The organism is Nocardia sp. NPDC059228 (assembly GCF_042754245.1).
Taxonomy (GTDB): Bacteria; Actinomycetota; Actinomycetes; order Mycobacteriales; family Mycobacteriaceae; genus Nocardia.
This window is the reverse complement of the sequence record NZ_JBHZAL010000004.1, coordinates 122,149-145,418: the sequence shown is the minus strand read 5'-3', so window position 1 is coordinate 145,418 and position 23,270 is coordinate 122,149. Positions and strand designations below refer to the sequence as shown.

The window sequence follows — 23,270 nt, the reverse complement described above, 5'->3', positions numbered from 1 at the left end:
AGGATCGATCCACACCCGCGTCGAGGGCGGCGGGGCCGGAACAGGTTGCGGTTGTTCACGTTTCGCCGGGTAGTAGTTCGGAAACTCCGACGGCCAAGGCTGCCACTGAGAAGTGGGTGTGCTCGTCTCGATTCTCAAGGCTGTTCTCCGATCCGATTCGATTCAGCTGTCGTACTCGTCACTTGCAACGTGATGCGGCTGTCGACCGCAGCGGCGTACCGCTGCAGCGTCGAGGTCCGCACATCGATGTTCTCCGTCTCCAACCGCGCCACCGCCGACTGCGACGTACCCATACGGGCAGCAACTTCGGTCTGCGACAACCCCGCCGCCCGCCGCCGCTCCACCAGTTCAGCAATCAGCCGCGCACGATCCTCCGACATCCTGCGCAGCGCCATCTCCCGAAACCCGGGCAGCACCGGGAGAGGCTCCTCGCCCGGCGACCGGCTCACCTCCTCGCTCATACCTACAACGATATCTCATATTAGATATAACGCCAGGTCCTGAACCGAAGCGCCTCAGCTGCACCAATGCGTCAGCTGCACCAACAAGGAGGATCCGACGAGATCCACGATCAGCCGCACCTTCTAATGCGCTCATCGGCTACAGGCGAGGGACCGGATTCGGTGCCGATGGACTCGGTGGTGTGCTGAGACTGGGAATTGATCACTGCCATGGTCCGCGGCGGCGCGATCTCGCGGCGTGTGGATTTCTCTGCGCCGCAGAACGTTCAGGTCGATAATCGACCAGGCAGTGAAACGTGTTCTAGTATCTCGATGAGCTCGCCGCGATGCGGAATAAGACTGGGAGGGGCGCGGGAGATGTCACGTGGGGAGAACTCGCGAGCCGGGTTTTTCGAACCGCTGGACGATGGGTTCGTTCCGCTCGAAGCAGCGCGGGGACCATGGGGACACAGCACGATTGGCGGCCAAGGCCTGACTGCGCTCGCCGCCCGGGAAGCGGAGCGCCACTGCCCGATCGAGGCGGCCGGATGCCGGCTCACTCTCGACTTCGTCAGGCCGACCACGTTCCACTCGATTCAAACGCGGACCGAACTAGTCCGATCGAGCACGCGAGTGACGCTCCTACATTTGGAGCTACTTCAGTCGGATCGCGCGGTCGTCCGGGCCTCGGCGCTGTTTGTCCGTCCCCTGGAGACGGACAGGGCAGACGGCTTTGCCTGGACACCCGCGTCGGAATTTTCGCGGCCGGGCATCGTAGTGAGTTCTGGGGAGGCGATCGCGCCAGCGCCGATGTTGAGCAGCGCTGGGTATCCAGCCGACTGGTCGGCCAACTTCGCTGACCACCGGAACAATGCCCGCAAACGGATGTGGACACCGACGATGATCCCCGCCGTTGCAGGTGAGAAGGCGACCCCCTTCACTCGTGTCGCCACGCTGGCGGAGGCTACGAGCTTCATCACCAACTGGGACGGGGACAGCGTGCCCTTCATCAACGTCGATGTCACCCTGAACCTGTACCGAATGCCCGAATCGGACGGGTTGGGTCTGGAATCGAACGGACAACACGCGGCGGACGGCATCGCTATCGGATCCGCCACGCTCTATGACGAATACGGCGTCCTCGGAGTATCTTCCGTCACCGCGGTAGCGAACACCCACCGGCAGGTTCACTTCTAGAACCTTCGCGAGACTCCGCGGGAAGGACGCACGTTGCCGCCCGTGGTGATGCTCGACCTCCGGCAGTTGCGGACATCCGCCGTCCTCGGATCGGCCGGCCAGTTGACTTTCGCCTGCCCGCGCCGGTCGGCTCGGTCGGCGTGGAAGCGGCAGTTGAGTGCACGCCGGGGAGCGGTTATCGCAGAACGTCTATCGGCCCGGCGGGGCTGGCGTACGGGTTATCCGGCCCGTGTACGGATAGTGATGTCGTCACTGCTGGGCGGACTTGCCGGTGTACTCGCTCTGGCCGTGGTCGGGGAAATTCTTGCAGCACTTTGGGACACCCGCGATCTGTGGTGGACCGTGATCTCCTGACGTAGCGGCATCTATCTGGTCGCGCCGGCCGGTACGGCCGGCGGCAGGAGCGGATGTTGCCCCGCAGAGCTGCGTCCGAAAGGATGAGCCGCAACGATTCTGATACCGAATATAGTCAGGTGAAGTGATGTCCGCCTCAGCAGAGCGTCGATCGTCCGATTCCATCGCTGGGAGCCGAGGCACACGAGAATTGCCTAGCCCGAAGGTACTTCGGCTGATTATGAGCGCATACCCGCCACTCTTCTTCGCTGGTGTACGCGTCGCTCATATCTCGGAGGACTGGACATCTGTGCGTGCTACCCACAGAGTTCGCCCATGGAACTGGAACCCTAACCGGTCCGCATTCGGTGGCACCTTGTACTCGATGACAGATCCGTTCTTCGGGATCATGGCCCGCGGTCAGCTCGGGCGCGGCTATCGCGTTTGGACGAGCGCCGCAAGCATCGAGTTCATCGCGCCCGGCCGTGAGATGGTGACCGCCACCATGTCGCTCCTATCTGATCACGTCGCGACGATCCGGGACACCACGAGCGAGGGCGGCAAGTCGATCACAGCTCACACCGCCGAAATCGTTTCCGATCAAGGCGTTCTAGTTGCCCGAGCCACCCAGCAGCTGTACGTGCGTCGCGTCAACTAGCGACCACAACATGGCCCCTCTTCAATACCGACCCATAACGTCCCGGACGCGACAGTAGCGGATGTTACTGTGCCGCAGTCGGTCTCATCGTCGGCCGTACCGCGCCGGTGCGGTCAGCCCGGTGCGGGATGGGGATGTTGGTTGATCAGTTTGCGGCCGGCGCACGGCGTGCTGCCGGCACTGGCCGCCGGGCGTCCGCGACGGCAGTCACCACACAGGTGCCCAACCGGCCGACGCGATCGTAGAGCGTTGCGGTTCCCACCGCGATACCGTCGCCGGTGACAACGGAGGCTCACCAGCACTTCGGTGAGTTTGCCGTCGTGATCATCCAAAAACCGAAGCAGCTGCCTTCTTCATCGTGGACGAGGACTTGCACCGAGGCCGGGTCGGGCCAAGCGAGGGATCGGGCAGGTTGGCCTCGGCCGTCCGCAGGGCCGCTTGCGTGCTGCGTACCGCGTGCTCCGCGGTGCGCGCTCGGTGTGGGCGGTGTCCACGGCCCGGATCCCGTCAGCATTGATATCGAGTTACAGGTGTCGGCGGCGTGCCTCATCGACTTGGCTGCCCTCTTCGAGACGCCGGTTGCGCTCGAGAAGGAACACGATATGGGCGGCGCTCGTCGAGTCGACGTGGTTGCGCTGGATGAGGATCTGGGCGACGAGGTCGGTGTCGTCCAGTCGCCGCGGCCAGCTGGCCTGCAGTCGTTCAATCGCGCGGGCGAGTTCGTCGCTCTTCTTCGGTCCGAGGCGTCCGACCGCGCATCCGAGCAACACGCTGAAGATGAGGGCCGCGGTAGATTGCTCCCGGCAATTATCAGCCTCGTCGGGGTCGTCACAGCGGAATGCGAACTCCAAGCGTCGCCATCGAATTCCAGATCAAATAATGATAGTCGGGCTATCAACAGTCGACGTTGAGATATATAGTATTCGAGGTCAGCTCGTTGGGAGAGATGACTTCGATATAGAGTCCATGACTATTATGAGTGCCTGGCGGCTGATCAATGGGAACATGCCCGGTGTACTCATTTGTACGTCTCGTGAACACGGCCTGATCGTTTATCGGACCTTTGATTCCGTCAACATTTTCCCTGAATTGAAAGTCCCCGACGTCGCTATTCGTTTTCACAACCATCGTATAATTCGCTGTGTCATTACATCCGAAGTTTGGGTCGCGATCCCAACTGATGCCGACGGACTCGACTTTGAATTCCGGGCTCGTACACGCCACGATCTGCGGAATTGCCAGGAGGGCGATTCCGAACACGACAAGGGCGGTCCGGTGGTTTCGATTACATATGACGGGCATTTCGTACCCCGAAGCCTTGATTCCGCCCCCAAAGGCCCTGCTCAGAGGCAGGCTTGGCCTCAACATCTTCGATCGCCACGCGACCACATCCCTTCCGCGACGCAAAGAGGGCGCGCTTATATTGTAGTTCTCCCCACGGATGGCGCGTGAGAGTCGGTAACCGGCCGCCGCAGCATTCGGTAGGCCGGGTATCGAACGCGCCCGTCTCGGCGCACGCCAGCGCGATCCGTCACGCAGCGCATTCGTCTGTGCCGATATCGCCGTCCACACCAACTCTCCCCGCGCGGCCTCTCTCACCGTCAGCTCGGCATTCTTTGGCCGGCCGGTCTTCACCACCGCAAATCCCACAATTACACATCGGATTTCAGGCGCGGAGCGCTAGCTGCCATCGGCAATCCACCACGATCGACGCGCGGCCCGGTGCGGTGCGGTGTATGGCGGGCGCGGCGCTTAGCGGAAAGGGCACCGGGGCCGGTGCCGCGGATTCTGCGGCACCGGCCCCGGTTGGATCATTCGCTCACTCGAGCCGATCAGGCTCGAATCGCTATTTGCGGCCGGTGAATTCGTCCATGGAGTGGTAGACGCCCACCGTGTTGAGGTAGAAGTCGCGGACCTTGAGCGGGAGGAGGCCGGAGATGGCGCGGTTGAGGCGGGAGGTCCAGGGTAGGACTACCAGGGCGGAGCCCTTCTTCATTTCGGTCCAGGAGGTGTCGACGACTTCCTCCTGGTCCAGGATGGGGGTGAACCAGAAGCCCTTGGCGCCGTCGAACATTCCGGTGTTGATGTAGGTCGGGCAGACCGTGGTGAACTTCACGTGCTCGTTGCCGGACTGCTCGAGCTCCAGGCGCACCGAGTCCGACCAGCCCAACGCCGCCCACTTGGAGGCCGCGTAGACGCTCATGCGGGGGTTGGCCACCAGCCCGGCGGAGGAGGCGATGTTCAGGACGCGGCCCTCGACGCCCTTGTTCGCCACCATGGCGGGCAGGAATTCGAGCGTGATGTACATGGGCGCAAGCGAATTGATCGCCATGGTCTTGTCGATGTCGGCACGGTTGCCGGTCTCCCAGAAGTACCCGTTGCCGCGCACGATGCCCGCATTGTTGACCAGCACGTCGATTCCGCCGACTTCGGCGCGCACGGTCGCGCCCGCTTCGGCGATGGCGTCGCGGTCGGACACGTCCACCACGTAGTGGTGAATCCGGCTGCCGCCCAGCGCCGCCAGCTCGGCCGCGGTCTCCTTCAGCGCCTTCTCGTTGACGTCCCACAGCACCACATCGGCGGCCTGCTCGGCCACCGCGCGCTGCGCGAACGACTTGCCCAGGCCCATGGCTGCCCCGGTGACCAGGACCTTCTTGCCCGCTACGGTCTTCATACCCCTCTGTACCCCTGTCGAATGAACTGCGGAATCACTTCTGCCGCAGTGTCTTCATGACGCCCAGGTAGAGCGTCATCGTCTTGGCCCACAGCTGTTCCGACATGCCCGGCAGCGGTGCGATCGGCAGCACCCGCTGTACCGCGATGGTCTGGGTGTCGATGTACTTCAGCAGGCCCTCGGGCCCGTGCCGGCGGCCGGTGCCGGAGATGCCGAGCCCGCCCGAGGGCGCGGCCACCGAGCCCCACGCGGCGATGAAGCCCTCGTTCACATTCACCGATCCGGCGCGCACTCGCGCGGCGACCTCGCGGCCGTGGGCGGTATCGCGGCTCCACACACTGGCATTGAGGCCGTAGGCGGTGTCGTTGGCCTGGGCGACGGCTTCGTCGTCGCTGGACACGCGGTAGACCGACACGACCGGTCCGAAGGTTTCCTCACGGTAGACGGTCATGCCCTCGCGCACGCCCGCGAGGATGGTGGGCTCGTAGAAGTAGGGGCCGAGGTCCGGCCGCGCCTTGCCGCCGGCGAGGACCGTGGCGCCCTTGGCGACCGCGTCGTCGACGTGCTTGCTGACGGTGTCGATCTGGCGCGGGAAGGTCAGCGACCCGATCTCGTAGCTGTAGTCGAGGGTCTTGCCGAGACCCAATTTCTTTGTGTGGGCCACGAATTCGGTGACGAACTGGTCGTACACCGTGTCGTGCACATAGATTCGCTCGATCGATTCGCACAGTTGCCCGGCGGAGGCGAAGCAGGCCCGCACCGCGATCTTGGCGGCGGCCGAGACGTCGGCGTCCGCGAGCACCAGCAGCGGGTTCTTGCCGCCGAGCTCGAGCGAATACCCGATCAGCCGCTCCCCCGCCTGCTGGGCGATGGTGCGCCCGGTGGCACTGGATCCGGTGTAGTCGACGTAGTCGGCGCGCGCGATGACCTCGGTGCCGACCACCGCGCCGCGCCCGAGCACCGCCTGCCACAGGCCCTTGGGCAGACCGGCGCGCTCGGCGATGTCGATGGCCCAGAGCAGGGTCAGCGCGGTCTGGTTGTCCGGCCGCCCGATGACGGCATTGCCGGCCAGCAGCGCGGGCAGCGCGTCGGAGGCGCCCAGCGCGAGCGGGTAGTTCCAGGGCGAGATGACCGCGACCACGCCCTTGGGCCGGTTGCGCACCTCCACCTGGGTGAGGACCGGCATGACGCCGCGCGGCTTGCGGTGCGCCAGAATCGATTTGCCCTCGGCGGCGTAGTAGCGGGTGTTCACCGCGACGTCGGAGACCTCGTCGAAGGCGTGTACCCGGGACTTGCCGGTCTCGAGCTGGATGATGTCGAGGATGGTGTCCTGCTCGGCCAGCACCAGGTCGTGGATGCGGCCCAGCAGTGCGGCCCGCTCCCCGACCGGCACCCTCGCCCATTCCTGCTGCGCGGCGCGCGCGGTGGCGAAGGCGGCCTCGATATCGCTGACCGAGGACTGCGGCAGGTCGGTGATCTTGGCGCCGGTGGCGGGCGCGAACACCTCCACCGAGGGCGCACCGCCCGCGACGGCGTGGCCGAGCAGGCGCTGGACCAGGTCAAAAGGCAGCGCATCGGCGGCGGCGAGCTGCGGGGCAGTCGTCATTGGTCGCCCTCTCGAGGAGTCGGTGCGGGTGAAACCCATTATTAACTGAACATCGGTGTTACATGAACACTGGTGTTAGATTAATGGACGTGACGCACACCATGTCAAGCCCTCCGGCGGGCAAGGGCACCCCGGCCCGCCGCGGCCGCCCGCCGCAGACGGAGAAGCAGGCCGACCAGGTGCGCGCCCGCATCGTGCTGGCTACCGCCGAGGTGTTCGCCGAACAGGGTTCGCGCGGGCTGAGCGTGGCGCGGATCATCGAGAAGGCCGGGCTGGCGCGGCCCACCTTCTACCGCTATTTCGCCAATGCCGTCGAGCCGCTGCACGCGGTGCTCACGGTCTCCAACGAGGACCTGGTCGGCGGCATCCGGTCCGCGCTGGAACGCAGCGAGCAACCGGTCGATCTCGGCATCAATATGATCGAGGCGTATCTGCACTGGGCGGGTGGTCACGGCCGGATGCTGGCGCCGCTGTTCGCCGAACTGCACGATCCGGGCTCGCCGGTGTCGGCCTATCGCGAGCAGGCCATCGACGACATCCGGGACCTGGTGCGCACCAAGATCACCGGCCTGGGGCGGCCGGCCCCCACCGATCTCGACCTCGATACCGCGCTGCAGACCTGCGAATTCGTCGTCTACCGCATTTCCGCGGACGCACCGCACGGCGAACCCGATCAGGCCACCATCGACGCGGCCCGGCTGACCATGATCCGGGGGGTGCTCACCATGCTCGGCACGCGCGCGGATGTCGAATACGCGCTGACGATTCCGGGGTTGTTCGAATCCACCCAGGACTGACCGGTCCGGCAGGTCGGCCATCGGCGCCGCGGGTCTAGGCTCGGCGCATGCCGGAAACCACGCCGCCCCAATCCTTCTCGGCCGTCACCCGCGCCATCGTCCAGGACGTCACGGTGACGCCCGCCAAGCGCACCGACCGCATCCAGACCCGCCGCATCTCCATGCCCGCGGGCACGGCGGCCGGCCTGCACACGCACGATGGTCCCGTGGTGGGCAGCATCGTGTCCGGCTCGGTGGCCTACCGGATCGAGGGCGAACCGCTGGTCGTGCTGCGGCCGGGCGATGTGTTCTTCGAACCGGAGGCGGTGCGCATCGCCCAGTTCGACGCGCTCGACGAGGACGTCGTGTTCCTGGGTCACTTCCTGCTCGGCTCGGATCAGGATCCGGCCATCGAATTCCCAGGAAATTAGCCGAGGCGGCGCATCCGCCTGTCCTATCGTCGATTTTGGAGACGGGGCGGTCACTGCCCGTCAGTCGCCCCACCCGGAAGAGCTGATCACCTGAGCTGCAATGGATTTGCTTCCGTGGGAGTCAGGCCCGCTCGAAGCGCATGGCGGGGTCGGTGATTCGGCCGTAGCGGAGTTTGGGGAGGTCGCGAAGGTAGTTCATATAGAGGCGCCAGGGGGCGCGGTCGCCCGTTTTGGGGAGGATGTCGAGGGCCCGGAGCACGTAGCCGGGCTCGAAGTTCAGGAAGGGCGCGGTGCCGATGGACGGGTCGCGCACCGGGGTCGCCGTGGCGTAGCCGTGGGCGTCCATGTGGCGCAGCAGGCGAACCACGTACTCGCACACCAGATCCGCCTTCAGTGTCCAGGAGGCGTTGGTGTAGCCCATGACGAAGGCGAAGTTGGGGACATCCGAGAGCATCGTGGCCTTGTAGGCCATGGTGTCGGGGAGGTGGACCTTGCGGCCGTCCACCACCAGTTCGACGCCGCCGAAGGGGATGAGGTTCAAACCCGTTGCGGTGATGATGAGATCGGCGTCGAGGTCGCGGCCGGATTCGAGGCGCAGCCCGGTCTCGGTGAAGGTGTCGATGCGGTCGGTGACCAGATCCAGCCGACCCTCGCGGATGGCGCGGAACAGATCGCCGTTGGGCGACAGGCACAGTCGCTGATCCCACGGCCCGTAGGTCGGGTTGAAGTGGGTGTCGATGTCGTAGCCATCGGGCAGCCAGCGTTTCTGAAAGCCGCGAATCCAGGCCCGCACGCGCTTCGGATAGCGTTGCGACAGTTGGTACATCAGCGTGCTGAGGGCGACATTCTTGGCGCGGGTCAGGCCGTAGGCGATGCGCGCGGGCAGGTATGCGCGGGCGCGGTCGGCGAGGTCGTCGCGGTCGGGCAGGGAGATGATGTACGAGGGTGACCGCTGCAGCATGGTCACGTGCGCGCCCTCCTCGACCAGGGCGGGTCCCAGGGTGACGGCGGTGGCGCCGGAGCCGATGATGACCACCCGCTTGCCCTCGACATCGACATGGCCGGGCCAGTGCTGCGGGTGGATGATCGGGCCAGGGAAGCGTTCGGTGCCTGCGAAGTCCGGGGTGTAGCCCTCGTCGTAGCGGTAGTAGCCCGAGCAGCTGAACAGGAAGTTCGCGGTCATGGTGACCGACTGGCCGTCATGGTCGGCGGTGACGGTCCAGCGGTTGTCCGCCGAAGACCATTCCGCCCGAACCACCCTGTGCCGGTAGCGGATGTGCGAGTCGATTCCGTTCTCGGCCGCGGTGTTGCGCACGTACTCCAGGATCGAGCCGCCGTCGGCGATGGCCTTCTCCCCCAGCCACGGCCGGAATCGGTAGCCGAGGGTGAACATGTCCGAGTCGGAGCGAATCCCGGGGTAGCGGAACAGATCCCAGGTGCCGCCGCTGGCCTCGCGCATCTCCAGAATGGCGTAGGTCCGCCACGGGAAGGCGCGCTGCAGATGGTAGGCGGCGTCGATACCGGACAGTCCGGCCCCGACAATCAGCACCTCGACGTGCTCGGGCGTAGTGGCCATAGCCCCAGCCTATCGACCGCGGTGAGCGAGACCCACTACGAACGCGACAAGAATTCGCCCACCAAGCCCGCCACCCGATCCGGATCGCCCTTGTCGATGCCGAAATGGTCGAGTCCCGGCACGGTGACGCGTTCGCAGTGCGGGATCACCGAGGCCAGCAGCTCCTGATCGGAGGCCGTCCACGCGCGCTGATCCTTGTCGCCCTCGAGCAGCAGCACCTCGGCGGTGATCTCGGCGTAGTGGTGGTAGGTACCGTCGAGCCGCACGTACTGGCGGTGCTCGATGAGATTCTGCGGCAGCTGCCCGATGACCATGTCCATCTCGGGCGCTTCCATGAACATCGGCATCATGCGGCGGAACATCCAGCGCGGGACCTTGCGCGCGCCGTCCGGGCCGATCGCACGGATGAATTCGACGAAGGCATCGAAGGGTTTGCCCTGGGCCAGGTACTTCTCGTAGGGACCCATCCAGTCGGACGGCATCGAACCCCCCACCGACAGGCCCGGCTCGTACACCGCGACCTTGCGGGTGCCCGGATTGTTCCGCGCCGCCTCGAGGGCGACGAACCCGCCGTACGAATGCCCCACCAGGAACGCCGCACCCGTCTCGTCCTGGAGCGCGCGCACATCCGCGCAGTCGTCCTCGACGCCGTGGCCGGGCCGCTGCGGGCCGCTGTCCCCGCGCCCGCGCCGCTCGATCGTGTGCACCGTGAACGCGGTGGCCAGCGCGTCGGCGAACCCGCTGTACCCCTGCGCCATCGCCAGCACCCCCGGGACCACGATCACCCCCGGCCCCGTTCCCTCGGTCACGTAGGCGATCCGGGTACCGTCCGCGGACACCACGGTATCCGTGGACCGCTCGCCTTCCCACTCGGCCATGGGCAACCTTCCGCTTTCGGCCGCACGCGCCACTTTCGGTCGCACACACTCCGAAAGACCACGGCGACAGCCGTATCGGGCCCCGTCCACGCTACGCCGATCGCGCCACCGCGGGCCGGCCTACCAGCGGGATACTCCGGCGGTGGCCAGGTGTTGCGAGGTCGGCGCGGCGAGTCATTCCCGGTTGCGCAGGCCGCTGGCGCGCAGCACACGGCGGGCGATGCCGGAGCGGATGGATTCCTCGGTGCCGAGGATGCGGACATGCCGCCGGGCGCGAGTGATGGCCGTGTACAGCAGTTCGCGGGTGAGCAGCGTGGACTCCGGTCCGGGCAGCACGACCGACACGGTGTCGTACTGGCTGCCCTGGCTGCGGTGGATGGTCATGGCGTAGACGGTGGTCACACCGGGGAACTGGGTGGGATGCACCAGGTAGGGCTCGGTACCGCGCTGCAGGGCGGCGCGCAGGGTGCCGTCGGTCGCGCGGACGATGACGCCGGTGTCGCCGTTGTAGATGCGAGCCTCGTGGTCGTTGGCGGTGACCAGCAGCGGCTGGCCCGGGTACCAGTGTCCGCTACCGGGATCGGCGCTGATCCCGGCCGCGGTGACCCAGCCGGCGGCCAGGCGATCCCAGCGTTCGACACCGTAGGGGCCCTGGCGGTGGGCGCACAGCAGCCGATGGGATTCCAGCGCGGTGAGCGCGGCGGTCGCGTTCCCGTCGACGGCGGCGTCGGTGGCCTCGCGGGCGGCGCGCAGGACGTCGGCGCGCACGTCGGTGATGTCGTCGGGCGGGTAGAGCGACAGTTCGTCGCCGCCGTCGGCCAGCAGGGCCAGGGCGGAGTCCGCGTCACCGGCCCGGATCGCGACGGCCAGTTCCGCGATGCGCCCCCCGAAGCGGCGGCCGCGGGTGAGCCGGACGATGCCGCCCCGCAGGCGTTCCCGCTCCCGCCCGGACAGGGCGTCCGGATGGGCGGCAGCGGCGGCCGGATCGCCGCCGAGAATGCGCTCCAGCGCCGGATTCGCCTGTCCCGGAACGGGTCCCGCGACCAGGTCGGCGAGCACCGCGCCCGCGTCGACCGAGGCCAGCTGGTCCGGGTCGCCGACCAGCACCAGGCGGGCATCGGGCCGCACGGCGGGCAGCAGGCGGCTCATCATGGTCAGCGACACCATGGAGGTCTCGTCGACCACGATGACGTCGTAGGGCAGCCGGTTGAACTCGTTGTGTTTGAACCGGCCCGCGCCGCCGCGCTGCCAGCCCAGCAGGCGGTGCAGCGTGGCGGCGGTCAGCTCGGGCAAGCCGATCTCGCCCGCCTGCTCGCGCACCGATTCCTGCATGCGGGCGGCGGCCTTGCCGGTCGGGGCAGCCAGGGCGATGCGCAGGGCGGGCGCGCCCGGCACGGCCTGCTGATGCGCGACCAGCAGGGCCAGCACCCGGGCGATGGTGTGGGTCTTGCCGGTGCCGGGGCCGCCCGCGATCACGGTGGTCCACTGGGTGGTGGCCAGGGCGGCCGCCAGCCGCTGCCGGTCCGGCGGCTCGCCGGGGCCGGCGTGGTCGGGGAAGAGCCGATCCAGTTCACGGCGCACGAGTTCCGCGTCCACCATGGGATGGGTGGCGGCACGTTCGGTGAGGACGCGGCGGATGGTCTCCTCCTGCCGGTAGTACCGGTCGAGGTAGAGCAGCGGACCCGAGTCGTTCGCGCCGGGCGGGTCGATGAGCCGCAGCGGGCGCAGCGGCCCGGACGGGCTGCCGGTCACCAGCGGACTCACCCGCAGCGCCGCGATGACCGAATCCACGTCCGGCCACGGCAGGGTGGCCGGGTCGATCGCCGACTCCTCGGCGCCCTCGGCGTCGACGCCGATCTCGTGCATGCGCCGGACCTCCAGGCACACCGACCCGGAGCGCACCGCGCGCACGGCCAGGGCGGTGGCGAAGACGACGGCCGGGGACCGCTCGCCGCCGAGCCGCGCGAGCCGCAGCGCCACATGCACGTCGGCCGCCGACAGCACCCCGGCGGCATTGAACACCTGCAGCGGGCCGGTGCCGCGCTGCGCCAGCTGGATCGCGGTCATCGCGCCACCTCCGGGTCCCCGGCCAGCAGGGCCGACAGCTCGACGATCAGGTCCGCGGGCGGCAGCCAGTCGAAAACGCCGCAGCCGTCCGGGGTGTCGGGTCCGACCATGCCGCGCACGAACAGGTAGCGGATACCACCGAGGTGCGCGACCGGGTCGTAACCGGGCAGCCGCCAGCGCAGATACCGGTGCAGGGCAACGGAATACAGGATGGCCTGCAGCGGGTAGTGCGAGCGCATCATCTCCGCGGCCATCCGCTCGTGGGTGTAGTGCGCGACGGTGAGGTCGCCGGTGCCGAGGCGGTTGGTCTTGTAGTCGACGACCACGAATCGCGGTCCGGTGGTGCGCAGCACGGCGTCGATGCTGCCGGTGAGGTAGCCGCGCAGCGGGGTGTCGTCGAGGTGGGCCAGCTGGTCGGCGTAGGGGGCGAAGACATCGTCGGCGGGCAGGTGGCGGCGCAGCAGGTCGGCGATCCGCGGGACGGTCACCCGCGCCGCGACCGGATGGTCGCCACCGGCCAGCGGGAGCTCGAAGTCCAGCTCGCTCAGGCGATCCCGGGTCGAGAAGTCGGCGAGCGCGCCGAAACCGATCGGCGTGTGCATGACCGCCAGCAGCGCGTCCGACAGCACGTCCGGGTCGGCGTCGAACATCTGCTCGCTCACCGCGTGCTGGACCCGCGCGCGGATCTCGGCGGCCAGGTCGGGGGCGTCGGTGTCGACGTATTCGAGGACCTCGTGCACGAGCGTGCCGAACTCCGCGCCGTAGGGCAGCGAATTCATCAGCGACGGCCTGGCTCCCGCGAAGACGGTGAGGTCCTCGGCGAGCACGGACGGGGTGGCCGGTTCGTCGGCGACGCCGCTGCCCTCGGGCAGATCGGCCGCGGGCAGGGCGTCGTGCGCTCCCGCCGTGAGCGCCGAATAGGAGGTGCGCCGCCACGCCTGGTCGAGCGCCCGGCCGAAGTGGGCGGCCGCCAAAGGCTCGGTGGCGGTGGCGGTGTCGTCGATCGGCAGGCGGGCGCGGGTGATCTCGCGCACCGGCTCGACGGCGATCACGCCCGGTGCCGCGGTGGCGGCCCACTCCCGGATGCGTTCCAGCAGTACCGAATCCGCGGGTACCGGCACCTTGTCGGCGACGGCCGGGCTGCCGGGCTCGCGGCCCAGCAGCATGCGGTGCAATGGCGCGGTCTGGGTGTCGTAGGCGGGGGCCCACCAGGCCACGATCTGCGCGCCGGCCCGGGTGAGGGCCACATACAGCAGGCGCAGTTCCTCGGCCTGCTCCTCGGCCTCGGCGCGCAGGCGGCGGGAGCTGTAGCCGGGCGCGTCCGGACCGCCGACATCGAGGACGCGGCGGCCCTGCTCGTCGTGGAACAGCAGGGTCGGCGGGTTGCGCAGTTTGGCCGCGTCCCACGCGAAAGGCAGGTACACGACCGGGAATTCGAGGCCCTTGCTGGCGTGTACGGTGGCGACCTGCACGGCGGCGGCGTCGCGGTCCAGGCGCCGGCTGCGGTCGGCGACGCTGCCGGAGGCCGGATCACGCACCCGGTCGGCCAGCCAGCGGGTGAGCGCCGACAGGCCCAGGCCCTCGCGCAGGGCCGCGTCGTCGAGCAGCTGGGCGATCTGGCGCAGATCGGTGAGCTGGCGTTCGCCGCCCTCGAGAGCTAGCAGTCGGGGGGCCAATTTCGTTTCGGCGCTGAGCTTTTCGGCGACGGCGGCGAAGCCCGCGCGGGCGAACAGGCGGGCCGAGTCGCGCAGCTCGGCGCTGAGCCGGCCGACCAGATCCGCTCCCCCGGCGTCGATGTCCTCGGCGCTCAGCCCGAGCAACGCGGTGCCGGCGGCCAGGCGTACCCGGTCGGCGCGGTGCGGCTGCTCCAAAGCGTGCAGCACCCACAGCCATTCGGTGGCCGCGGGCGTGCCGAATACGCTCGCACCGCCCGCCAGCACCGAGGCGACACCGGCCGCCTCCAGTTCGGTACGCACCATTTCCAGCTGGTTCCGGTTACGGACCAGGACCGCGATATCGCCCGGCCCGATCGGCCTTTCGCCGGGTGTGCCCGCGTCGATGAGCACCCCGGATGCGAGCAGGCCCACGATATCGGCGGCCACGTCGACGGCGACCCGTTCCCGCTGACGGCCGACCGTCGGATACCCGGACTTGTTGAGCGGACCCGCGCCACTGCGCGGCAGGCACCGCAGTCGCAGGGGCGTGATCCGCTCCGGCGCGCCGGAGAGCCGCGAGAACGGCCTGGTCGCCGCCACCCGGTGCACGGTGATCTCCTTGTGCCCCAGGGCCGCACCGCCGTGGAGATGCTCGAGCGCGGTCAGCAGGCCCGCGTCGCTGCGCCGGTTGGTGGTGAGCTCGCGCTTGCTGTCGGCGTGCGCCACCGCGTCCAGATAGCTGAGCACCTCCGCGCCGCGGAAGGCGTAGATGGCCTGCTTCGGGTCGCCGACCAGCACCAGGGTGGCGTGTCCGTGGAAAGCGCGGCGCAGGATGTCCCACTGCAGCGGGTCGGTGTCCTGGAATTCGTCGACCAGCGCCACCCGGTACCGGTCCCGGATGCGCTGGCAGGCGCGCGGCCCGTGCTCGGGATCGGCCAGCACCTCGTGCAGCAGCACCAGCAGGTCGTCGAAGTCCCGCAGGCCCGAAAGCCGTTTCCGCCGAGCCGTTTCCACCCGCACCGCCGTCGCGAACGCCACCCGCTCGGCCGCCGGATCCTCCTCGCCCTCGGCCTCGGGCAGCAGCAGGGCGTGCGGATCCCCGACCGCGGCCGCGGCCAGCCGCTGCGCGTCGGCGGGCCCGAACGGCGCACCGCCACGTGCGTACCGGCTCAGATAGAGGTCATCGGCGACCGTGGACACCACATCCTCGATCCCCTCCACCAGCCGCACTCCCGGATCCTGCTCCCCCGCCAGCCCCAGCTCGTCCAGCATCCGCTGACAGAAACTGTGCGTGGTGGCAATGGTTCCCGCGTCGAAGTCCGACAGCGCCGCCAGCAGCCGCTCCCGCCGCGTCGCGATCTCCCCCGGATGCCCCTGCGCCAGATGCCGGATGAGCTCGTCCCCCGACGTCACCGCCCGCTCCGGATCCCCCAGTGCCGCCGCCACTCCCACGAACCGGTCCCGCGTCCGCTCCCGCAACTCCTGCGTCGCCGCCCGGCTGAATGTCACCAGCAGCAACTCGGAGACATCCACCCCCAGCTCGGCCACGAACCGCACCGCCAGCCCCACGATGGCGTACGTCTTCCCGGTCCCCGCGCTCGCCTCGAGCACGGTGGTCCCGACCGGCAACGGCCCCGTCAGCTCGAACCGATTCCCTGAATCCGCGAACGGATGGGAAATTGCGGAAATGGCGACCGAATCATCCTGCGGCCCAGCATCATCGCCGACGTCGGCGGGCGCATCCCACAGCCCGTCGTCGGCGGCCCCGGAATGATCGCGCTCCCGTTCGCCGCCCGGCATCGCCGAATCCGGCTCGGCGCCAGACAGATCGAACAGGTCCGGGGTGTCGCCGATCGAGGACGCGGTCTCCCGGCGGCGCCTCTCACCGGCGGGACCGTCGCTGCTGCGGCGCGTGCGGGTGGCCGGGCGGGGGGCCAGGTCCGGATCGGTGAGAGAGAAGAGGTCGTCGGTCATTCGGGGCTCCCGGGCGCGGTGAGGGGCAGGGGGTTCCTCCTCGGGGTGGTCATGGCTGACCTTGATTCTCGTTGGTGAGCAAGGGGTTCCAGAGCCGGCGTGCCAGATCGCCGAAACGGGTGGGTTCGGAGTCGACGCCGGGGAGCGCGGGTGCGGCGGCCTCGGTCAGCTGGTCGAAGCGCGGCGACCGGCCCAGGATGTGACGGAAGTAGCGGTCGGTGTGTTCGCCGAAGCGGTCGTCGAAGTCCTGTCCGGCGGCGCGCAGAGCGTCCTCGGCGGAGGCACCGGCGAGGCGGCGTTCGGCGTAGGTGGCCGAGGCCGAGGGGGCGATGGGCAGGGGTTCCGACAGGCCCTCGTCGCGCAGCAGCACCAGGTCGCGCAGGATGCCGCGGGCCAGGGGCGCGGTCGGCGAGGTGAGGGTGGACTGCCAGGCGGGGCGATGGTGTTTGCCGCGGCCGATGGTGATGGCGCGCCACGACTGGTGGGTGCCGGTCGCGGCCAGCGCGAGCAGGCGAATCCAGGCCGCCATCCGGTGTTTCGGAGCCAGCCGCGAGAACGTGGTGCGCAGCAGCGCGTCGTCGTGGACGTCGGGAACGGTACCGGTGAGGCGGCGGCCGTCACCCAGATCCACGGCGATATCGACGGTGCGCGAGGGGATCTCGTGCAGCGGGCGCGCCACCCGCACCAGCTGGTCGACGGTGCCTTCCACCTCGTCGAGCACGGCCGCGCCCATGGTGAACGGCGGCAGAGTACCGCGCCGCCATTCGGCCGCGCGCAGCACGTTCGGGTCCACGCCGGTCAAGCGCGCGGACAGCATCCGCTCGCCCATGTTCCATTTGGTCAGGCCGTCGAGCTCGATCGGGAGGCGATCGGCGATCTCCTCCTCGTCCTCCGGCACCCGGATGCCCAAGCGCTGCCACAGGAATGCCCGCACCGGATGCTCGGCGAAGGCCACCAGATCGGCCAGCTCCACATCGCCGCGTTCGCGCGCGGGCAGCGGCGTGCCCAGGAACAACGGCCGCGGCTGCGGCGAGCGCCCGGCGGCCTGCGCGCCCGCCAGTGCCACGGTGTCGAAACTGAACGGCTGCTCGGGCCGGAAGTTGCGACGATCGAAGGGCTGCAACGGATGTCGCGTCACCACCCGTTCCAGGGCGGCTGCGCCGACATGCGCGCGCACCGTGTCGAGCAGCTCGGCCAGTGGAATCGCGGGCGGGCGGTGCGCACCCGACACCGGATCGGATCCGGTGTGCAGCAGGACGAGTCGCTCCCCGGCGGCCATGATGGCGTCCAGCAGCAGCTGCCGGTCCTCGCTGCGCGGATCCCGATCCCCGGGACAGCGGTGCCGGGCCAGGACGTCGTCGCCGTCCACGCCGCCCGCGCGCGGGAACACCTCGTCGTCGAGGCCGAGCAGCACCACCACCCGGTGCGGCACCGACCGCATCGGCACCATGGTGCACACCGTCAGCTCGCCGGTGCGGAAGTTGGCGCGCGAGGGCCGCCCGGCCAGCCGGGCGGTCAGCAGCGCCCCGATATCGCTGAGCCGCAAGGGAATCCCGCCGGCGGGCTCCAGCGCGGTCGCCAGTTCCCGGCGGGCCTGCACACCCATCCAGCCCTGGCTCGCGGGCATCTCGGTGAGCAGGTCCAGTGCCCGGCCCAGCACCGCCGCCCATTCGGCCGCGGGCCGTGCGGTGCCCGCCGGTTCCTCCAGCGTGGACCCGCGCAGATCGCGCAGGCACACCGCCAGCCGGTCCACGAATTCGGCGAACCGGCCGGCCAGATCGATGTCATTGCTGTCCACGTCGTCCAGCGGCAGTACCAGATCCAGCCAGTCCTCGCTGGATTCCCCGGCCGCCACCCCGAGCAGGATGCGATCCACCGCCGCATTGAGCGTGTTCTGCGCGAAGTCGCCGAGCCCGAACGCCTGCCGCTGCCGCTGCCCGATCCCCCAGCGCGCCCCGGTCTCGGCGGCCCATTCCCGCAGCCGCTCGATATCGTCGTCGTCGAAGCCGCAGCGCACCCGAACCGGTTCGGCGGCACACAGATCCAGCACCTCGGTCACGGTGACGCGCCCGTCGGCCAGCTCCAGCAGCGTGCCGACCACATCCAGCACCGGATTGACCGCCCGCTGCGCGCGATCGGCGAGCCGCACCCGCAGCCCGTGCGCCGGATGCCCGGGCTCGGCCCCGTCGAGGGACCATTGCCCGAAGGCCGCGCGCACCAGCGGCGCGTAACGCTCGACATCCGGGCACATGACGATGACGTCGCGTGGCTCCAGCGTCGGGTCGGCGGCGAACAGTCCGAGCAGCGCGTCGCGCAGCACCTCCACCTGCCGCGACGGCCCGTGGCAGGAGTGCACCGCGATGGTCCCGTCGGCCAGGCCCGGCTCCGGCATGAGCGACCACCGGTCCTGCCGCACCGCGGCCTGCAACTCCGACAGCAGCGTGCGCGGCGCGGCCGTCTCCGGGCGCGGGTGATAGGTGTCGATGTGGTCGTACCCGGACAGCCGCTGCTGCAGCTCCCGCACGTCCCGGCCCAGCGCCGCCAGCAGCGGATGCCGCACGCGCACACCGGGACTCGGGATCACCTCGGCATCGGCGAGCTTGGTCCACAGCGCGGGGCTGGGATGCACCAGCCACAGGTGCACCTGCCGCTCCGCCGACAGCGCCGACAGCACCTCCAGCTGATCGGTGGTCAGCCGGGTCACACCGAACAGCGAAATCCGTTCCGGCAACGACACGATGGACGGTTCCACCCGCAGCCGCGCACACGCCGCGCCCAGGCGCTCGGCGGGACTCGCCACCCCGACCACGCTGCGCAGCCGCCGCCACAGCAGTGGCTGCCACACCAGATCCGCGGGCAGCGCCCGGCCCGCGCCGTCGGTGTCGCGGCCGTCGGCCCACTCGGTGATCATGGCCGGGCGCTGGGTGGCGTAGCTGTCGAACAGCGACGCGATCCGCGCGGCCGTCGCGTACCGGCGGCCGACCCGATGGCCGCCCGCGTCCCCGCGCCCGAGATGGCGCGCCAGCACCGCGGCCCACGGCTCGGCCAGCACGCCGTCCAGCACCGGCAGCAGAGTCCAGACCAGCCGCTCCGGCGACCACGGATCCTGCTCCGGATCCACCCCCGTCGCCTCCGCCAGCACCGCCGCCACCAGGGCCGCCGGATCGGCGAAATCGATATTGGCCGAAATACCGTCGGCCGCCGCGCCACAGCCGAGCACCGTGGCCAGCCGCTGATTCAGCCAGCGCTCGATCCCCTTGGCGGGAACCGCCACCACCTCCGGGGTGAACGGATCGCCGAGCGGATCGGCGAGCAGCTCGGCCAGCGCGTCGGCGAGCGTATCCGCTCGTTCGGCCCGGTGAATGTGCACGAGCTGTGTTTATACAGTCGGCGAACGACATGCAAACACCGAGCGCCCCGGCTCGCCGGGTGACACCTGCCACATGCCCAGGATTTGCTAGGGCGCGTCACCCCGAAATTCGAGTGTGGTATGCGACAGTGCCTTTCGGGGAGGTTCGAAGTTCTCAGGAAAGGCTGGTCCGCGTCGATGTCTGCCTCGGTGATTCCACTCGTGCCCAGAACCGGGTTCACCGTTCGGCGGGTGGGAGACCGCTGGGAACTCGTCAACTCCCGGCATTACGGACGCGGCGTGGTGCTGCAGTCGTGGCCGCGGGAGCGGCACACCGAGGCATTCGAGCACTGCTACCGCCTCAATGGGCGCAGCATCGAAGAGCTACAAGCGGCTTTCCACTGACTCGCGTGAAAGTCCGTGCAACAGTGTCGATTCGATAACACAGGCACCGATTCACCTCAAGACGTGCGTATCGGGCATGGTCCCCTCTATTGTGTTCCCTCGTGCGTTCCCCCAAGGCCCGGCGCGTGGCCTCCTCCGCTTGTGTTCTCGCTGCCGCGGCCCTCATTCCGGCCGCCCCCGCCTTCGTCCCCATGGCCGGTGCCGCACCGGTGCACACCCAGGGTCCGATCGCGGGATTCGACGCCGATATGAGCAGCCGCATCGCGGCCGTCGACAATTACCTCGGCACCCGCCCCGGCGTCACCGGCTACGTGATGCGTGACCGCGTCACCGGCGGCATTTATCGAAACGGCAACGCGGACACCAACTTCTGGACCGCCTCCACCATCAAGCTGGCAATCGCCGAGGATCTGCTGAACCGCGCCCGGATCGGCGCCATCCAGCTCGGCCCCGACGACCGCGCGCTGATGGAGTCCATGCTGGCAACCTCCAACGACAATGCCGCCGACATCCTGTGGAACAAGTACGCCGGCATCGACCGCATGTCGTTCAACAACGCCTTCCGCGCCAACGGCATGACCGGTCTGGTCCCCATGCCGCCCACCACCTCGTTCGAGCAGGTCAAGCTGTTTCCCGACTGGGGTTTCCAGCAGTGCTCCCCCGCCGACCTGGACCGGCTGATGGACAACGTCCTCACCCGCATGCACCCGGACGACCGCGCCTACCTGCTCGACCGCATGCGTCATGTCGACACCAACCAGCACTGGGGCGTGTGGGGCGCGGGCGCGGCCATGAACCCGGGCCTGAAGAACGGCTGGTCCGACGAGCAGGGCGGCTGGGTGGTCAATTCGGTCGGTTTCGCGGGCCCGGGTGAGCGCTACACCCTCGCGATCATGACCGAGCAGGGCGATCAGGGCGGATACGCCGACGGCTCCGAAACCACCACGCACGTGGCGCAATTGCTGTTCCAGGGGCGCTGACACCGAACCCCGCACGGGCGGTTCCGGCACGGCCGGGGCCGCCCGTGGCGCGCTTCTGGGCAATCCTCGCCGGACGACCGCCGATATTGTAGTTTCAAGGTTGTTGTCTAAAAGGTCTGTTTTCGGTCGATCCTGATTGGTCCGCGCTACTCACACTGCATTACCGTTACGGGTGAGTTGTCGTACTTTCCCCGTCTGGCGAGGAGCAGGAACTAGATGAACGCCGAGAAATCCGTCGCACAGCGTCATCGCGTGGTGGTGATCGGGTCCGGGTTCGGTGGACTGTTCGCCTGCAAGCAGCTGCGCAAGGCCGACGTCGACATCACCCTCATCTCGAAGACCTCCACGCACCTGTTCCAGCCGCTGCTGTACCAGGTCGCCACCGGCATCCTCTCGACCGGCGAGATCGCCCCCGCCACCCGCATCGTGCTGCGCCAGCAGCAGAACGCGCGCGTCGTCATGGGCGAGGTCACCGACATCGACGTCGAGAACGGCACCGTCACCTCGCGCCTGCTCAACCAGGACTACGTCACCCCGTTCGACAGTCTCATCGTGGCCACCGGCGCACAGCAGTCCTACTTCGGCAACGACCACTTCGCCACCTACGCACCCGGCATGAAGACCATCGACGACGCCCTCGAACTGCGCGCGCGAATCCTGGGCTCCTTCGAAGAGGCCGAACTCGCCACCGATCCCGAAGTCCGCGACCGCTTCATGACCTTCGTGGTGGTCGGCGCCGGGCCCACCGGCGTCGAATTGGCCGGGCAGATCGCCGAACTCGCCGACCGCACCCTGGAAGGCTCCTTCCGCAATATCGACACCCGCGACGCGCGCGTCATCCTCGTCGAGGGCGCGGGCGCGGTGCTCGCCCCGATGGGCCCCAAGCTCGGCGGCAAGGCGCAGCAGCGGCTGGAGAAGATGGGCGTGGAGATCCAGCTCAACGCCATGGTCACCAATGTCGACGCGCGCGGCGTCACCATCAAGGACCAGGACGGCTCCGAGCGGCGCATCGAATCCGCCTGCAAGGTGTGGTCGGCCGGCGTGCAGGCCAGCGGCCTGGGCAAGATCCTCGCCGACCGGTCCAAGGGCACCGAGGTGGACCGGGCCGGGCGCGTCATCGTCGAACCCGACCTCACCATCAAGGGCTACCCGAACGTCTTCGTGGTCGGCGACCTGATGTCGGTGCCGGGCGTGCCCGGGCAGGCGCAGGGCGCCATCCAGGGCGGCACCTACGCCGCGAAGGCCATCAAGGCCGAGGTCGCGGGCAAGCAGACGGTGGCCGACCGCAAGCCCTTCAAGTACTTCGACAAGGGCTCCATGGCCACGGTGTCGCGATTCAGCGCGGTGTGCCAGGTGGGCAAGCTGGAGTTCAGCGGCTTCTTCGCGTGGCTGGCCTGGCTGGGCCTGCACCTGTGGTACCTGGTCGGCTTCCGCAGCCGTTTCGTGACCGTGCTCGAATGGTTCGTCTCCTTCCTGGGCCGCCACCGCGGTCAGATGGCCGCCACCGAGCAGTGGGTGTTCGCGCGGCTGGCGCTCGAGGCGCTCGACGATCCAGCCGAGGCACGTCAGCTCGCCAAACAGATCGGCGGCGAAAGTTCTTCCGGTAACGGCAAATCCGCGGCGAATGCGGAAGCGGAGAAGTCCTCGCAGCAGCGCGCGGGCTGACAGCAAGCCCGACCCGATGGCCGCGCCGGTGGTGGCGGCCGCGGGCGCCGACTACCTGGCGCTGGCCACCCCAAATGCTCCGGCCGAGCAGTCGGCGAGCGGAATCGACGACTCTGCACCCGTCGGCGGAATTGTCGCCGACGAGTCGGCAACTCGGGAGTGAGTGCAGATACCCGGAGGCCGGAATCCCTGAACTGGATTCCGGCCTCTTTCATGGCTTTTCACGAACACAGCGGCTAATTTTCAGTTATGGCAATGATTTCCGGTTGTCCACTTTGTCACCAATCCAGGCGACCGGTGGGTTCGAATGCCGAGCGTCGATGTACCCCTAGATGTTCTACCTGGACGGAAAGGTTCTGCATGGCGGCAGGTAAGCACCGACCACTCAACCCTCACCGGAACAAGGTCGGCAATGTGGTTGCGGCAGGGGCGGTTCCGCTATTACTGGCGATCGTCGGATCGGGCACCGCGAACGCGGCACCGGCCGAGGTCGCTCCGATGGCACAGCAGGACGACGCGCCCAGGACGCAGTGGCCGGCTGCCGCCGCAGTCGGTGCGTTCAACGCGCTCGATGCTCCACCCCGCGTCGTCGGCGACTGACCCTCG

Annotated in this window: 18 protein-coding genes; 9 read left to right on the top strand and 9 right to left on the bottom strand. The window is 68.6% G+C overall.

Annotated elements, in window-relative coordinates; translation table 11 throughout:
* Positions 1-134: 134 nt before the first annotated feature.
* On the bottom strand, positions 135-461 hold the full coding sequence (locus tag ACFXKA_RS08910) for a helix-turn-helix domain-containing protein (RefSeq protein WP_379426720.1): 327 nt from the start codon (positions 459-461) through the stop codon (positions 135-137).
* 210 nt (positions 462-671) lie between these two features.
* Here ACFXKA_RS08910 and ACFXKA_RS08905 point away from each other — a divergent pair, with 210 nt between their 5' ends.
* Both ACFXKA_RS08905 and ACFXKA_RS08900 read left to right on the top strand, forming a co-directional pair.
* Positions 672-1,637 carry an acyl-CoA thioesterase domain-containing protein gene (locus ACFXKA_RS08905; RefSeq protein WP_379426918.1) on the top strand — a complete coding sequence of 322 codons (966 nt, stop codon included), beginning with the start codon at positions 672-674 and terminating at the stop codon, positions 1,635-1,637.
* 481 nt (positions 1,638-2,118) lie between these two features.
* Positions 2,119-2,628 (top strand): PaaI family thioesterase, encoded by a 510-nt coding sequence (locus tag ACFXKA_RS08900; protein ID WP_379426719.1) that lies wholly within the window; start codon positions 2,119-2,121, stop codon positions 2,626-2,628.
* A 524-nt stretch (positions 2,629-3,152) separates the two neighbouring features.
* Here the strand turns inward: ACFXKA_RS08900 and ACFXKA_RS08895 are convergent.
* The 3 genes from ACFXKA_RS08895 to ACFXKA_RS08885 form a co-directional block, all read right to left on the bottom strand.
* Positions 3,153-3,479, bottom strand: coding sequence for a hypothetical protein (locus tag ACFXKA_RS08895; protein WP_379426718.1), 327 nt, complete (start codon positions 3,477-3,479; stop codon positions 3,153-3,155).
* Between the two features lie 995 nt (positions 3,480-4,474).
* Positions 4,475-5,302 (bottom strand): SDR family oxidoreductase, encoded by an 828-nt coding sequence (locus ACFXKA_RS08890; protein WP_354831934.1) that lies wholly within the window; start codon positions 5,300-5,302, stop codon positions 4,475-4,477.
* A 34-nt stretch (positions 5,303-5,336) separates the two neighbouring features.
* A complete protein-coding gene (locus tag ACFXKA_RS08885) occupies positions 5,337-6,908 on the bottom strand; it encodes a succinic semialdehyde dehydrogenase (RefSeq protein WP_379426717.1) in 1,572 nt (523 codons plus the stop codon).
* An 89-nt stretch (positions 6,909-6,997) separates the two neighbouring features.
* Here ACFXKA_RS08885 and ACFXKA_RS08880 point away from each other — a divergent pair, with 89 nt between their 5' ends.
* Positions 6,998-7,705, top strand: coding sequence for a TetR/AcrR family transcriptional regulator (locus tag ACFXKA_RS08880; protein WP_379426716.1), 708 nt, complete (start codon positions 6,998-7,000; stop codon positions 7,703-7,705).
* Between the two features lie 47 nt (positions 7,706-7,752).
* A complete protein-coding gene (locus tag ACFXKA_RS08875) occupies positions 7,753-8,115 on the top strand; it encodes a hypothetical protein (RefSeq protein WP_379426715.1) in 363 nt (120 codons plus the stop codon).
* 121 nt (positions 8,116-8,236) lie between these two features.
* On the opposite strand, the gene ACFXKA_RS08870 is transcribed toward ACFXKA_RS08875, so the two are convergent.
* The 5 genes from ACFXKA_RS08870 to recC form a co-directional block, all read right to left on the bottom strand.
* Positions 8,237-9,691, bottom strand: a complete 1,455-nt coding sequence (locus tag ACFXKA_RS08870; protein WP_379426714.1) for a flavin-containing monooxygenase — start codon at positions 9,689-9,691, stop codon at positions 8,237-8,239.
* Positions 9,692-9,726: 35 nt separating this feature from the next.
* The gene (locus ACFXKA_RS08865) at positions 9,727-10,569 is read right to left on the bottom strand and encodes an alpha/beta fold hydrolase (protein ID WP_379426713.1); all 843 of its coding nucleotides are present in this window, start codon (positions 10,567-10,569) and stop codon (positions 9,727-9,729) included.
* A 174-nt stretch (positions 10,570-10,743) separates the two neighbouring features.
* On the bottom strand, positions 10,744-12,636 hold the full coding sequence (gene recD, locus ACFXKA_RS08860) for an exodeoxyribonuclease V subunit alpha (protein ID WP_379426712.1): 1,893 nt from the start codon (positions 12,634-12,636) through the stop codon (positions 10,744-10,746).
* Positions 12,633-16,265 (bottom strand): UvrD-helicase domain-containing protein, encoded by a 3,633-nt coding sequence (locus ACFXKA_RS08855; RefSeq protein ID WP_379426711.1) that lies wholly within the window; start codon positions 16,263-16,265, stop codon positions 12,633-12,635. Before ACFXKA_RS08855 ends, recD begins: the two co-directional genes overlap by 4 nt.
* A gap of 49 nt (positions 16,266-16,314) precedes the next feature.
* Positions 16,315-19,635 (bottom strand): exodeoxyribonuclease V subunit gamma, encoded by a 3,321-nt coding sequence (gene recC, locus ACFXKA_RS08850; protein WP_379426710.1) that lies wholly within the window; start codon positions 19,633-19,635, stop codon positions 16,315-16,317.
* 231 nt (positions 19,636-19,866) lie between these two features.
* Between recC and ACFXKA_RS08845 the strand changes: the two genes are divergently transcribed.
* The 5 genes from ACFXKA_RS08845 (at position 19,867) to ACFXKA_RS08825 (ending at position 23,264) form a co-directional block, all read left to right on the top strand.
* Positions 19,867-20,019, top strand: a complete 153-nt coding sequence (locus tag ACFXKA_RS08845) for a hypothetical protein (RefSeq protein ID WP_326361853.1) — start codon at positions 19,867-19,869, stop codon at positions 20,017-20,019.
* Positions 20,020-20,108: 89 nt separating this feature from the next.
* Entirely contained in the window at positions 20,109-20,999 is an 891-nt protein-coding gene (locus tag ACFXKA_RS08840; protein WP_379426709.1) for a tat pathway signal sequence, read from the top strand.
* A 216-nt stretch (positions 21,000-21,215) separates the two neighbouring features.
* The gene (locus ACFXKA_RS08835; RefSeq protein WP_379426708.1) at positions 21,216-22,664 is read left to right on the top strand and encodes an NAD(P)/FAD-dependent oxidoreductase; all 1,449 of its coding nucleotides are present in this window, start codon (positions 21,216-21,218) and stop codon (positions 22,662-22,664) included.
* Positions 22,665-22,680: 16 nt separating this feature from the next.
* Positions 22,681-22,827, top strand: a complete 147-nt coding sequence (locus ACFXKA_RS08830; protein ID WP_379426707.1) for a hypothetical protein — start codon at positions 22,681-22,683, stop codon at positions 22,825-22,827.
* Positions 22,828-23,024: 197 nt separating this feature from the next.
* Positions 23,025-23,264: a hypothetical protein gene (locus ACFXKA_RS08825; protein ID WP_379426706.1), complete on the top strand. Its 240-nt coding sequence runs from the start codon at positions 23,025-23,027 to the stop codon at positions 23,262-23,264.
* The last annotated feature ends 6 nt before the right edge of the window (positions 23,265-23,270 follow it).

Coding starts and splice junctions, on each gene's coding strand:
- ACFXKA_RS08855 (WP_379426711.1), bottom strand. CDS start 16,265: ATGACCGACGACCTCTTCTCTCTCACCGATCCGGACCTGGCCCCCCGC.
- ACFXKA_RS08900 (WP_379426719.1), top strand. CDS start 2,119: ATGTCCGCCTCAGCAGAGCGTCGATCGTCCGATTCCATCGCTGGGAGC.
- ACFXKA_RS08825 (WP_379426706.1), top strand. CDS start 23,025: ATGGCGGCAGGTAAGCACCGACCACTCAACCCTCACCGGAACAAGGTC.
- ACFXKA_RS08885 (WP_379426717.1), bottom strand. CDS start 6,908: ATGACGACTGCCCCGCAGCTCGCCGCCGCCGATGCGCTGCCTTTTGAC.
- ACFXKA_RS08890 (WP_354831934.1), bottom strand. CDS start 5,302: ATGAAGACCGTAGCGGGCAAGAAGGTCCTGGTCACCGGGGCAGCCATG.
- ACFXKA_RS08905 (WP_379426918.1), top strand. CDS start 672: ATGGTCCGCGGCGGCGCGATCTCGCGGCGTGTGGATTTCTCTGCGCCG.
- ACFXKA_RS08835 (WP_379426708.1), top strand. CDS start 21,216: ATGAACGCCGAGAAATCCGTCGCACAGCGTCATCGCGTGGTGGTGATC.
- ACFXKA_RS08830 (WP_379426707.1), top strand. CDS start 22,681: ATGGCCGCGCCGGTGGTGGCGGCCGCGGGCGCCGACTACCTGGCGCTG.
- ACFXKA_RS08870 (WP_379426714.1), bottom strand. CDS start 9,691: ATGGCCACTACGCCCGAGCACGTCGAGGTGCTGATTGTCGGGGCCGGA.
- ACFXKA_RS08910 (WP_379426720.1), bottom strand. CDS start 461: ATGAGCGAGGAGGTGAGCCGGTCGCCGGGCGAGGAGCCTCTCCCGGTG.
- ACFXKA_RS08865 (WP_379426713.1), bottom strand. CDS start 10,569: ATGGCCGAGTGGGAAGGCGAGCGGTCCACGGATACCGTGGTGTCCGCG.
- recD (WP_379426712.1), bottom strand. CDS start 12,636: ATGACCGCGATCCAGCTGGCGCAGCGCGGCACCGGCCCGCTGCAGGTG.
- ACFXKA_RS08875 (WP_379426715.1), top strand. CDS start 7,753: ATGCCGGAAACCACGCCGCCCCAATCCTTCTCGGCCGTCACCCGCGCC.